Raw genomic sequence first — 12,924 nt, forward strand, 5'->3', positions numbered from 1 at the left:
ATTTCCCAAAATTCTCCCAATCGGCGCTAAATGGAGGAAATTAGATGTAGAAAATCCATCTAAATCGGATTTTGTGGGGAAAACAGAAAAATTAGATGGAGATTTTCCATCTAAGTGATGGCTGAGCTACTCAATTACTCCCCAATCTACTCCACCCTCAGCCGCCACATTCCCCAACAAGGCACTCGCATCCGAATCAAGCTAATCACTCCCCGACGGACTCCCACCATCAGCCGCCACATTCCCCAACAAGCCAATCGCATCCGAATCAAGCTAATCACTCCCCGATGGACTCCCATCATCAGCCGCCACATTCCTCAACAAGCCAATCTACCTCCGTTCCTTCAGACGTACCCTCCCTCCCTTGGGCTTGGAACATTCTTATCACCATGTTTTGTCCCACATACAATTAGGAAAATCGTATTGACAGGATGTGCAGCGCTATCTAGAATATTAATTAGCCGACTAACTAAAAAGGAGAGTGCTTCATTGTCGCGTCACCACCATAATCCAGAATCGCTTACTCATTTGATGTCACATTTGCTGAAAATGCACCGACATACAATTGATCAAATCATTCATCCTTATGATGTTTACCCGGGGCAACCCCCGTTGCTGCTTGCTTTGTCCGCAGAGGATGGACTTAGCCATAGCGAGCTTGCTGCTCGCATCCACAATAAACGCGCGACTCTGTCCGTCATGGTGGACCGCATGGAAAAAACAGGCCTCGTCGAACGCCGCCCTGACGAGAACGATCAACGGGTTACACGTGTCTACCTGACTGAGAAAGGCAAGGAAGTCACCGTTCATGTGAAGGAAGCGATCCAGACGGCGGATGAGATGACGTTTGCGCATTTTCTGCCTGAGGAAAAGCTGCTGTTTCGCCGCCTTCTGCTTCAAATGAAAGATAATCTTCGTCCTAAAGATGAATAAATTAGTTAGCCGACAAACAAAGGAAAGGACATCCTACCATGTGGAAACTTCGATCGTTTGTTAAACCGTACTGGTTCATAACGCTGCTTGCTCCTTTGCTGATGGTGATGGAGGTATGCATGGATTTATCCCAGCCCCGCCTCATGGCGACCATTGTGAATCACGGTGTTGCCGAAGGCAATCTCGCCTTAATATGGTCTACAGGCATACTTATGTTAGGCGTGGCAGTCATTGGCCTAATCGGTGGTGTTGGCTGTACGTTTTTCACAGTGAAGGCAGCACAAAACTTCGGCGCTGACCTGCGGCTAAGCGTATTTGAGAAGGTGCAATCCTTGTCGTTCCGACAATTGGATACCTTCTCAACAGGATCGCTGATCACTCGTTTGACCAGTGATGTGATGCAAATGCTGAACATCCTGCAGATTTTGCTGCGCCAATTTACACGTGAAGCTTCGCTGCTTATTGGCAGTTTGATCATGGCTGTGGTCATCTCTCCACGCCTTTCCTTGATCCTGCTAGCCGTCGTACCGATTCAATTCGTCATTCTGTATGTATTGATGAAACGCTCGACGCCGCTTTTTCGCCAAATGCAGACGAAGATCGATCGCGTAAACACGGTTATGCAAGAGAGCACGACGGGTATCCGTGTGATCAAGGCTTTTGTACGTGCCGCGTTCGAGCGGACGCGTTTTGGCAAAGCGAACACGGACCTGCTGAACGCTAGTCTTAGCTCCGCTCGCGCCTTGGCTACAAGCGGGCCGCTGATGACGTTGATTTTGAACATAAGCATCGTGGCCGTTCTCTGGTTCGGCGGTGCTCAAACATGGAGCGGTTCGATGGCTATCGGTGATTTGGCCGCATTCATCATCTATATAAGCCAAGTGTTGTTTTCGCTTGTTTCCATTACGAATACGTTGATGAATATCTCCCGTGCGCAGGTTTCTGCTGAACGGATTCGAGAAGTGCTCGATACGAAAGTAGATCCGAATGAGCCTGCTCAGGATCAGGATCGGGAACGGGAGCAGGATAAACCAGAAGCTTTGGAATCACACCAATCTTCGGCGTTATCATCCCCTGTGGTGGGGTGTGAGTTAGAATTCGAGCGGGTTTCATTCGTGTATGAAACAGCTCCCGATCAGCAAGTGCTTCAGGATATTTCTTTTAAGGCATTGTCAGGTCAAACGATTGGCATTCTCGGGGCGACAGGTTCGGGTAAATCCACCCTCGTCAGCTTGATCCCCCGACTTTATGATGCTTCCAGCGGACATATCCGCCTGAACGGCGTTGATGTGAAAGAATTGCCTGTCGAGCAGCTGAGGAGTCAAGTGGGTATTGTGCTGCAGCAGTCCATTTTGTTTAGCGGGACGATCCGCGATAACATTCTATTCGGTAAGCCAGGGGCATCGGATGCTGAGATAACGGCTGTTGCCCAAGCAGCAGAAGCTGATAGCTTCATCTCCAAACTGCCTGAGGGTTATGAAGCCAAGTTGGGTCAACGAGGCGTGAATCTGTCTGGTGGTCAAAAGCAGCGAATAGCCATAGCACGTGCCTTGCTTCTGCGATCTCCCTTACTTGTGTTGGATGACAGCACGAGTGCGATTGATCTAGGTACAGAGAAACGAATCCAGCGTTCACTGCAAGCGTTGATGGCAGGCAGTACACGCATCATTATCGCGCAGCGCGTTTCCTCTGTCCTGCAGGCCGATCAAATCCTTGTCTTAGATGAGGGACGCATCGCTGCACGCGGAACCCACGAAGAATTACTGGCGACAAGCGCGCTGTACCAAGATATTTACAACTCCCAGCAGGGAAAGGAGGCTGCTCTGCATGGCTAACAAGCAAGCGCGCAAACCTCGCGCCAAAAACATCGGAGCAACCCTCCTTCGCATGTGGGGCTATCTGAGGCTTCAGCGTACCGGGCTGGTCACTGTTGCGATTTTGACGGTTGTCGGCAGCGGCCTCGCCCTGCTCGGACCTTATTTAATTGGCAGAGCCATTGACGATTACATCATCCCGCGAGACCGAAATGGGCTTCTTGGACTCTGTCTCCTTCTACTAGGCTGCTACGTAATTAGCGGAGCCGCATCTTGGATCCAATCCTATCTGATTGCTGGGGTATCTCAGCGGACCGTGTGGCAAATGAGGCAGGATCTTTTCCGCCACCTGCATAAGCTGCCAATCAGTTATTTTGACAAGACTTCACATGGGGAACTCATGAGCCGCACGACCAATGATGTGGACAATGTTGCAACCACGCTCAGTCAAAATTTAACGCAAATTATGACCAGTATCATTATGATTGTCGGGTCTTTGATCATGATGATTACGTTGAATATTTGGCTTACGCTGATCGCCTTAATCACGGTGCCGGTCGTACTATTCACAACCAAGCAAATCACGAAACATACACAACGCTTGTTCAAAGAGCAGCAGCAGCGGCTCGGTGAACTGAATGGCTTAATCGAAGAGACAATCTCTGGGCAAAAGATTGTAAAAACATTCCAACGCGAAGCCGCTGCCGTCGATCAACTCGCTGCAATTAACAAACAGCTTCGGGTCGCTGGTACTGGCGCACAGCAGCTTTCGGGCATGATGGGGCCGAGCATGAATATGATCAATCATTTTAGTTTCATTTTACTGGCTGCTATCGGGGGATGGATGGTGCTGAGGGGATGGACGATGGTTGGCGTGATTATTAGCTTTTTGAACTATTCGAAGCAATTCAGCCGTCCGATCAATGATCTCGCTAATCAATATAATATGATTCAGTCAGGTATTGCGGGGGCGGAGCGAGTTTTTGAAGTGATGGATAAGGAGACGGAGTACGAAGCGAACCAAGAGGGAATCCAGCTAACGGATGTCAAAGGGGAAGTTGTGTTTCAAAACGTTTCTTTCAGCTACAGGGACGATGTGCCCACGTTGCATGAGGTTTCGTTCACTGCGGAACCTGGCGATTTGATTGCCCTAGTGGGTCCCACGGGGGCAGGCAAGACCACAATCATCAATCTGCTAACTCGGTTCTATGATATAAAAGAGGGCTGTATTACGATAGATGGACTCGACATCCGTGATATGCAAAAAGACAGCCTGCGCAGCCAACTCGGTCTCGTGCTGCAGGATGTGTACCTGTTCTCGGGGACGATCCGAGAAAATATCCGCTTCGGCCGCTTGGACGCGACGGACGAAGAAGTGGAAGCCGCTGCGCAGCTAGCTAACGCGGACGGGTTCATTCGCAAGCTGCCGAGCGGCTATGACGCTAAGTTGACCGCCGGAGGCGGCAACTTGAGTCAGGGCCAGCGGCAGCTGCTCACGATCGCGCGGGCGATTCTCGCCGACCCCGCGATTCTGGTGCTCGACGAGGCGACGAGCTCCGTCGACACGCGCACCGAGCTGCACATCCAGCAGGCGATGGGCGTGCTCATGAAGGGGCGAACGAGCTTCGTGATCGCCCACCGGCTGAGCACGATCCGCGAAGCGAGTGCGATTCTGGTCATCCACGGCGGCGAGATCGTGGAGCGCGGCACGCACGAAGAGCTACTGGCTCTTCGAGGGCATTACTATGATTTGTATGCGAGCCAATTCAGCGAAGCGAGTTCGCTTTGACGGACATGGCGTCCGGCACGAAATAGAGAGGGAGTTGCCGTTGAGGGCAACTCCCTTTTGGTATGGTGCAGCACGCACCAGTCCGTCGTGTTCCTTTGCTAGTCGACGCTGATTCCGCTACATTCGACAACCCCATCCGTCCGCCGCCAAGCCCGCCACAATCGCCAACACTAGTCCTCTCCAAACTTAGCTACCTGCTAAACTTCAACTCTCCTCTACCAACCCGCCACATTCACCAATACTGCCACCAGCCAATTAACTGGATTTTCTCCATCTATTCCAGCACCTTTTCCAGTTAATGCTCACCGTGAGGTGCCGAACGATGCTTCTAGAGGACCGTCAAATACTCTCACCTGGTTCCGGCCAGCTCGCTTGGCCTGATATAAGGCCATATCTGCATGCTTCAGAAGCATCTCCAAGCTGTCTCCGCGATGGCTTGCTTGAGTTAATCCGAAGCTCGCAGTTACGGCAATCGAACCAAAACTACCGCTCATCGGCTCCACTGCGAGCTGTTCACGAATCTGTTCGGCCAGCAAGGCCGCCTCATCCAGCGAGCAGGCAGGTATTGTCATGACAAACTCCTCACCACCATATCTGGCAAGCAGCACGCCAGGCACGTCTGCCTCAATCCTTCTCGCCACCTTCACCACGTGCTGAATCGCGAGATCGCCAACATCGTGACCGTAGGTATCATTAATATGTTTGAAATGATCGATGTCGAATAGAACGATGCACATTGACAGCTGGTTACTCACAACAGCTTCTTCCAAAATCATCTTGCTTCGACGGAGAAACTCAGTTCGGTTAAGCAGCTTCGTTAAGCCATCATAGTAGGCTAGCTGTTTCAATTGATCTTGGAGCAGTCTCTGTTCTGTAATGTCGATGAGCATGAGCAGACTTCCGATGGGCTCTCCATTGCGTCCTCGTACCACAGAGGAACGGATCTGGTAATAGAATTCCTTGCCATCATCAGCGCGCCAACTGAATTCTTCCTGCGAACCGTCTTGTGATCGCACTACGGGAAATGGTGCACCCGACAATCGAGTCCAAATTTCATCGAGTGTTAATCCAAGCATGTCGGTTGTGAATCCGGGAAACATCACGTTAATCACACTGTTGGTATCTACTAGCCGATCTGCGAAGTCCAGCACAATAGCGCCTTCCCGCATACTTTCAAAAATACGATCCTTCGCAATCGGAATAATTGTTAGCATCTTGGTCGATACAATCGCCCAAATGTACATGGTAGAGGTTATACAAAGAATCATCGGTACGGGGTCAATACCATATGGCGTTAAGCCCATCAGATAAACGAATGCACCGGTCATTGGCATGAATTGGCCCATGATTAGGGTGACGAGCTGTAAACGATAGGCTTTTTTAGTTTGACGCCATCTGCGCAGCAGCAAGACGACGGCTGCGAGCATACAACCGAATATATAAGCCCCGTGTACGATGTAATATTGTCCGATAACGATATCTGTCGTGAGGAAGGGAGCATTTTCGCGAAAATACATATCTTTATAAAATAAATGATGATAATCATTGGTGATCACCATGACCAAGGTGATGGCTGGAATGACGAAGAGCGCGGCGATCTTGGTGCGAGTTAAGTTCACGCCAACATATTGCATGACAATCAGCAAACCGATGGCTGGCGCAGCCCCGATGCCAATATATTCGAGAATCGTCCAGCGTTTAACTTCGACTATGGTATCACTGGCCATTTCAAAAGCATGAGCAAAAATATAGATAGCTTGTGTAGTCGTATAGATAACAAATGTATAGGCGCCAGGTATGTCTTTGCGCTTGATATAGGCATAGATGCACAGAAAGACTGTAAAAACACCCGAGGTCGCGATGAGTGATATGAACATAGTTAGTGTAGGATCCATGAGTTGAGCTCCAGTAGTTGTAGGATTTTCAGCTAAATTGTCGATTTAATCGTATCACATCCTTGCATACGGTCATAGGAAATGCATGGAAAATATGAGGGGATGCATAGAGACGCAAGAATGGCAAGGAGATACAAAATTTAGTAAACTAATAGAATCAAGTGAAATGATGAGAAACAGTTTGGAGGCGCGAATATGGATAGCTTTAACGCAATCGTCGTGGAGCGAATACAGGATCAGTTTGCTTGCCAAATAAAACAAATCCGCATGGAGGATTTACCCGCTGGGGAAGTGACGATCCGCGTCGCTTACTCTGGCATTAATTATAAAGATGCGATGGCTTGCAGCCCATCGGGGCGAGTCGTGCGCCAGTACCCCATGGTACCTGGCATCGATCTGGCGGGTACGGTCGTGGCCTCGTCAGATCCCCGCTATCGCGAGGGAGATGAAGTGCTCGTGACCAGCTACGAGCTGGGCACAGGGCATTTCGGCGGGTTCAGCGCGTATACGCGCGTCCCCGCCGATTGGGTCGTGCCACTCCCGCAGGGACTGACGCATCGCGAAGTGATGATTCTCGGCACGGCGGGATTGACAGCAGCCCTATCCATTCACCGAATGGAGCAGAATGGGCTGCGCAAGGAACAGGGACCCATGCTCGTGCGCGGGGCAACGGGTGGTGTTGGCAGCAGCAGCGTCTCGATTGCTCGCCGCTCTGGGTTATGAAGTGGAGGCAAGCACAGGGAAGTCCGCTGACCACGCGTATTTGCTAGAGCTTGGTGCGGCGCGTGTGCTAACTCGGGAGGAGCTTTCGCCTGCCGATAGTAAGCCGATCAGCAAGGAGTACTGGGCTGGGGCGGTTGATCCGGTCGGAGGCCCAGCGCTCGCGCACGTGCTCAGTCGGATGAGATACGGCGCCTCCGTGGCGCTGAGTGGATTGACGGGCGGAGCGGACTTTGCGGCGACAGTGTATCCTTTTATCCTGCGAGGTGTGAATGTACTCGGGATTGATTCTGTCTATTGCCCGTCTGAAGTTAGGAAGACGCTCTGGGAGCGGATGGCAACGGAGCTGAAGCCGCGGTTGCTCGAGCAGACGGTGTATAAGGAAGTTGGACTGGATGAGGTTGCTGAGGCGGCACAGCTCGTTTTGGAAGGCAAGGTTAGAGGCAGGGTATTGGTCAGGCTGTGATGGCTTGGTTTGGTTTGAAAAAATGTGGCGGAGGAGTGTTGAATCATGAAAATGCGGGTATCCGCTGTTCAATATCATTTACATACGATAAACAGTTTTGAAGAGTTTGCCGCACAGGTGGAGCATTATGTGAAAGTGGCGCAGGAGTTTGAGGCGGATTTCGTCCTATTTCCTGAGTTGTTCACCACGCAGCTGATGTCCATTGGCGATGAGAACGGCAAAGCGTTGCCGATCGAGGCACTGCCTTCTTTTACAGAAGCCTATCTCAAGTTATTTCAAGGACTTGCTCAGCAAACGGGCATGCATTTGATCGGGGGTACGCACATTACGGCAGAAGGGGAGAAGCTGTTCAATACAGCGTTCTTGTTCTACCCAGATGGACGAATTGGCGAGCAGAAGAAGCTGCACATTACCCCAACAGAAGTGAAGGAATGGGGAATGGGTGCGGGGGATTCGCTGCAGGTTTTTGATACGGACAAAGGTCGGATTGCCATTCTCGTCTGTTACGATGTGGAATTTCCCGAAATTGTGCGAATGGCCAGAGCCCGTGGGGCTGATGTGCTCTTCGCCCCTTCGTGCACGGATGATCGACATGGGTTCCATCGGGTTCGATATACGTGTCATGCCCGGACGATTGAGAACCAGATCTACGTCGTAACAACAGGGACAGTTGGCGCTTTACCAACGGTTGATTTCATGAGAGCGAACTTCGGGCAAGCTGCTGTCATTACGCCAAATGATGTACCGTTCCCGCCGAAAGGCATTCTTGTCGAAGGCGAGATTAATGGCGACATGGTTGTGACCGCCGACCTCGATCTCTCGCTGTTGGCAGTCGTTCGGGAGCGGGGCTCCGTCACTACGTGGCGTGACCGTCGTACCGATTTGTACACGGATTGGTCATGATGAGATGAGAAAACATCTCTATGTGTTCGATGGTGATACCCCCGTAGAGGCGGTCATTCGCACCTATGGCGTGGCGGATTTTGATGCATTGATTGCAGTTCAGCAGGCGAGTTTTCCACCTCCTTTTCCCTCCGAACTCTGGTGGACGAAGGAGCAACTGACGGAGCATGTGACGCGGTTTCCCGAAGGGGCGCTGTGCGTGGAAGTGGCAGGTCAAGTTGTGGGCTCGATCACGGGACTGCGTGTGGACACTGAGGCTATGGCGGCTAGCGCTGATCACAGCTGGTCAACTGTAACGGATGATGGGTATATCCGCACGCATCGTCCAGATGGGGACACACTCTACATTGTGGATGTATGCATCATGCCGGCTTACCGTAAGCTTGGGCTAGGAAAGTGGCTTATGCAGTCCATGTATGAAGTGGTCGTTCAGTTGGGGGTGGCGCGGTTGCTTGGAGGCGGCCGGATGCCTGGCTATCATAAGGTTGCAGAATCGATGCGTGCAGATAGCTATGTGTCGGCCGTGATGGCGGGGACGATGAAGGACCCGGTGATTACCTTTTTGTTACGATGCGGCCGGACACCAGTAGGTGTGGTTGCGGGGTATTTGGAGGATGAGGAATCGCTGAATCATGCTTTGTTGATGGAGTGGCGTAACCCTTTTACATATCAAAAATAGGAGTGAGTTAACCTTATGGAATTCATACGTATAACGAGTATTGAGGACCCGTTGTTTCGATCGATGCATGATCTGATGAAAGAGGTATTTCCGCCAGAGGAAGTACTCGAATATTCATTATGGAAAGAGCCATTGGAAGACCCGGGCATTCGCGTTTTTGTTGCAGTACATGAGGGCAAAGTGGTCGGTACGACGGAGTACCGCTACTATGAGGATTGGCAAGTGGCGATGACGGATTTCACTATTATTGGTGGGGCGGGGCTTGGGATCGGTCGGTTTTTGGCAAGAAAAAGGTGGCAGGATTTGGAGCAATTGGCCGCTGAATCAGGTAAGCAGATAGCAGGGATGTTCGCTGAGATTTACGATCCTTATCGGATCGAGGGGCATGCTTTTGGCGGCGTGAAACCGATGGACCCTTACGTTCGACGTGAGGTGCTGTCGCACCTTGGCTATAAGCGGATTGACTTCCCGTATGTGCATCCTTCTTGGGAAAACAACGGGGACGCTGTCGAGGAGCTAGATCTATGCTTCCTGCCGACCGATGAAGATAAGACAGAGATCAGCGCTGCTTTGGTCGCCAAGTTCTTACGCCGGTATTATGCGGTGCTTGCGAATAAGCCGCATGCTTGGGAATCGATGGTTGTTGGGTTGGAAGGAAAAGAAACGGTGGCGTTATTGCCATTGTAAGCTCTGTGCATGCAAAAAGGAGTCCGAATGGACTCCTGTATTTCTTTCTAGGTTACAAGTCTACCAACCGAAATCTAGCGTTTTACCCGTCTCGGCTAGCGTCTTGATGTTGCTGAGAATCATCCACCAACTGGCTTTAGTCGACTCAAAGCTCGGGTGATTTGGCGTCCATTGATCGTTCACGAGCGTCAATTTGGTACAACTGCCTACGGTTTCTAGGGTGATTGTCATGCGTGATTCGAACTCAGCATGGTTCTCACGATAAGAAGGCCCAGCATGCTCCGTACAGCTAAGTAATTTCTCGGGCTCATAGGCCAAAATTTTGCCATACACATGCACCGTTTCATCCCCATCTTGACCTGGGCCAATATAGGAATAATCCGAGCCAATTTCAAAGGTTGAATGCAGCACGCTGCCGAACAATATTTGCCGTGTCCCCTCAGGGGTGATGAGAATATCCCACACTTGCTTCGTACTTGCACCAATATAAAATTCATACTTTAGCTCCATAATCGCACGCACTCCTTCGCTTCTGTGATCCTACCTATCATAATGCCTCTACTATTCCTATGTATTGTAAAAACGCGACAAGGAGTGTTCGATATGTCTACGAATACGAATTTAACTACGAATAACGCCATGCCTAGCTTGGGGATTATCAATTTTCAGCAAGGTGGGCACAAATTTCAGCTTTCTCGGTATGCACCAGCAGATGATGTAGGTTTTTTCGTTCGTCATTATTGGGTAGTCAAATGGGATTTGGCCGGGGAAGAACCCTATACCCAGCATGTTATTCCTAATCCCTGCGTGAATCTCGTTGTGGAACCAGAGCGCACAGCGATTTACGGTCCAGGCAAAGAGAAGTACGGACATCGCCTAGAAGGGCAGGGGAGTGTGTTTGGCGTGAAATTTAAGCCAGGCGGATTTTACCCTTTTGTCAAGGAAAACGTGTCTAGCATGTTAAATAATCCGCTGTGTATTAGCAATGTTTTCGATACGGATCCGCGATTAATAGAAGCGCAAGTGTTCAGTCACAGTGATGATGGGCGGAACGTTAGTCTTGTTGAGGGGATGATTCGGTCCAAGCTGCCTGCTCAGGATGAACAGGTCACCTTGGTGAATCAAATCGTAGACTATGTGTACGGGCAACCCGACATTACCAAGGTTGATGCAATATGTGAGCATTTTCAAATGAATATCCGCACGCTGCAGCGACTCTTCGATCAATATGTCGGTGTCAGTCCGAAGTGGGTAATCAAAATCGCTCGCATCCAAAGCGCAGCAGAAACCACTGACGGTACTGACACGCATAATTGGACTAAGCTCTCGATGGATCTGGGCTATCATGACCAGTCTCATTTTATTAAGGATTTCAAGTCGATTCTGGGTCAGACGCCGGAGGAGTATGTGCTAGGGAAGCGGGCAAAGTGAGTGCAAGGAATAGGCTAATCGGGACGTCGCTGTTGCAATTCCGCTACTAAGCAATCTATGTGATACCGCAGCTACGGGATTGCTACTCGGCACCTATGTGTATAACTGATCTCTCCCAGCACTTCGTGCATACTACGACAAAGATAACTGGAAAACCTCCAGTTATCTTTGTGAAATTTCACCGAAACGAGTGATTAACTGTAAAAATAGCTACTTAGCGCAGCCGCTACTCGCCCGATCACCAACTAAGCAATCCTTCCACACTGAGCTCCCCCATACATTCAGTCTCCAACAACCCCATGCATTAGCAGGCACCGAAGGCACCGGGTGCGGTCGCACCTAGCGAACTGCTCCTTTCCATCATTTCCTACATAGCCTGCTGCTTCGCACTTTCTTGTTTTTTCTTAAGAAGCGGGCCTAATAAAACGACCCCCGCGAACAGCAAACAGCCGCTTAAACCATATACGGTAAACAACGATGTTGAATCCTTCAAATAACCGGATAAAGCCATCCCCGCTAGCATCATCCCCATGAAAATCGGTGTAATCGTTCCGCCAACTCGCCCCATAAACGGCCCATCGGTGTTCCGCATAATCAGGGTTTGAATACCGACATGGATGCAAGGATAGAATAATCCACTCACGATCTGTAGGATCAGCGTCACAGATACGAGGGTTGAGGCTCCGACACCGATGGTGCAAACAGCACTTACAAGCAAACCTGCGGCAAGCAAATATTGCGGTTTAACCTTCTTCGCAACTCCCATAATGACCATACCACCGATAAGCATGGCAGCCCCGTTCGCCATTAGAAACCATTGCAGCGATTGTTTGTTTAATCCTAGTTTCTCAATGGCTATGAATATCGCGAGCGGCTGAACAAGACCTGCAGCTAATCCAGTGACACCGAAGGTCAGGCTTAGTGTTCGGAGTGAGTGGTTGGATTGCACATAACGCAGGCCAGTCACCAGCTCCTTTAAGAAGTTGCTGCTTCCCGCAGATGCCTCTTCTTTCTCGTCTTTTGGGAGAGAAGTAAGCACCAGGGATGAACCGAAGAACATTACACCTGTGAGGATAAGAGAAGCTTCGATACCGTAGTTCAGATAGATGAACGTACCCATCACAGGGCCCAAGACCATGAAAATAGCAATGAGGGACTGAGACATCGCCATAACACCTTGGAGGTGCTCCGCGGGTACATTCTTTTTATAGAGCTTCATGGCGGAAGGTTGTGAAAATTGAGATAAACTGGCGGAAATAAACGTCCCGATCAGTAAAGCATACCAAGAGCCAGATAACAGGGTAAACAATACAAGGAATACCGTTACAGCGGATAAAAGATCACTCCAAACCATGGTCCGCTTCGGCTGCCAGCGATCAGCGAACGTGCCGCCAATGAAGGCGAAGATGAAAATAGGCGCTGTCTCCACAATGGAAATCAAGGATACATACTGCGGATTATTGTGGGTAATGTCCGAGATATAGAGGAGGATAGCGAAATTACGGATCCAAATACCGAGCTGTAGGAGCACACGGGACAGGAGAATGGTACGAACATAGCGATTGGTTAACAAAGGTTTCAGTCCTTTCGATGTTTTATTTACTGAA

At 50.2% G+C, this 12,924-nt stretch carries 11 protein-coding genes and 1 pseudogene; 8 read left to right on the top strand and 4 right to left on the bottom strand.

Annotated features, from left to right (window positions below):
* Positions 1-489: 489 nt before the first annotated feature.
* From ASG89_RS12405 to ASG89_RS12415, 3 genes are read left to right on the top strand one after another with little or no spacing between them, the layout of a single operon-like run.
* Positions 490-933, top strand: coding sequence for a MarR family transcriptional regulator (locus ASG89_RS12405; protein WP_321166496.1), 444 nt, complete (start codon positions 490-492; stop codon positions 931-933).
* 38 nt (positions 934-971) lie between these two features.
* A complete protein-coding gene (locus ASG89_RS12410) occupies positions 972-2,768 on the top strand; it encodes an ABC transporter ATP-binding protein (RefSeq protein ID WP_057311030.1) in 1,797 nt (598 codons plus the stop codon).
* The gene (locus ASG89_RS12415) at positions 2,761-4,536 is read left to right on the top strand and encodes an ABC transporter ATP-binding protein (RefSeq protein WP_057311031.1); all 1,776 of its coding nucleotides are present in this window, start codon (positions 2,761-2,763) and stop codon (positions 4,534-4,536) included. Before ASG89_RS12410 ends, ASG89_RS12415 begins: the two co-directional genes overlap by 8 nt.
* On the opposite strand, the gene ASG89_RS36340 is transcribed toward ASG89_RS12415, so the two are convergent.
* Positions 4,514-4,720: a hypothetical protein gene (locus tag ASG89_RS36340; RefSeq protein ID WP_157276627.1), complete on the bottom strand. Its 207-nt coding sequence runs from the start codon at positions 4,718-4,720 to the stop codon at positions 4,514-4,516. The two genes, ASG89_RS12415 and ASG89_RS36340, sit on opposite strands and share 23 nt — an antisense overlap.
* A 118-nt stretch (positions 4,721-4,838) precedes the next feature.
* Positions 4,839-6,431: a histidine kinase N-terminal 7TM domain-containing protein gene (locus ASG89_RS12420; RefSeq protein WP_057311032.1), complete on the bottom strand. Its 1,593-nt coding sequence runs from the start codon at positions 6,429-6,431 to the stop codon at positions 4,839-4,841.
* Between the two features lie 195 nt (positions 6,432-6,626).
* Here ASG89_RS12420 and ASG89_RS12425 point away from each other — a divergent pair.
* The 4 genes and pseudogenes from ASG89_RS12425 to ASG89_RS12440 all read left to right on the top strand — a co-directional run bounded on the left by ASG89_RS12425 (position 6,627) and on the right by ASG89_RS12440 (position 9,886).
* Positions 6,627-7,617 (top strand): annotated as a pseudogene (locus ASG89_RS12425) (acryloyl-CoA reductase).
* Positions 7,618-7,662: 45 nt separating this feature from the next.
* Positions 7,663-8,520 (top strand): carbon-nitrogen hydrolase family protein, encoded by an 858-nt coding sequence (locus ASG89_RS12430; RefSeq protein ID WP_057311033.1) that lies wholly within the window; start codon positions 7,663-7,665, stop codon positions 8,518-8,520.
* Positions 8,521-8,524: 4 nt separating this feature from the next.
* Positions 8,525-9,199 carry a GNAT family N-acetyltransferase gene (locus ASG89_RS12435; RefSeq protein ID WP_057311034.1) on the top strand — a complete coding sequence of 225 codons (675 nt, stop codon included), beginning with the start codon at positions 8,525-8,527 and terminating at the stop codon, positions 9,197-9,199.
* A gap of 15 nt (positions 9,200-9,214) precedes the next feature.
* Positions 9,215-9,886, top strand: a complete 672-nt coding sequence (locus ASG89_RS12440) for a hypothetical protein (protein ID WP_057311035.1) — start codon at positions 9,215-9,217, stop codon at positions 9,884-9,886.
* 60 nt (positions 9,887-9,946) lie between these two features.
* Here ASG89_RS12440 and ASG89_RS12445 read toward each other — a convergent pair whose 3' ends face one another.
* A complete protein-coding gene (locus ASG89_RS12445) occupies positions 9,947-10,396 on the bottom strand; it encodes an SRPBCC domain-containing protein (RefSeq protein WP_057311036.1) in 450 nt (149 codons plus the stop codon).
* A gap of 93 nt (positions 10,397-10,489) precedes the next feature.
* Between ASG89_RS12445 and ASG89_RS12450 the strand changes: the two genes are divergently transcribed.
* Positions 10,490-11,317 (top strand): helix-turn-helix domain-containing protein, encoded by an 828-nt coding sequence (locus tag ASG89_RS12450; RefSeq protein WP_235549739.1) that lies wholly within the window; start codon positions 10,490-10,492, stop codon positions 11,315-11,317.
* 367 nt (positions 11,318-11,684) lie between these two features.
* Here ASG89_RS12450 and ASG89_RS12455 read toward each other — a convergent pair whose 3' ends face one another.
* Positions 11,685-12,890, bottom strand: a complete 1,206-nt coding sequence (locus ASG89_RS12455) for an MFS transporter (protein WP_057311037.1) — start codon at positions 12,888-12,890, stop codon at positions 11,685-11,687.
* Between the last annotated feature and the right edge of the window lie 34 nt (positions 12,891-12,924).

This window comes from Paenibacillus sp. Soil766 (genome assembly GCF_001428105.1).
GTDB lineage: Bacteria > Bacillota > Bacilli > Paenibacillales > NBRC-103111 > Paenibacillus_E.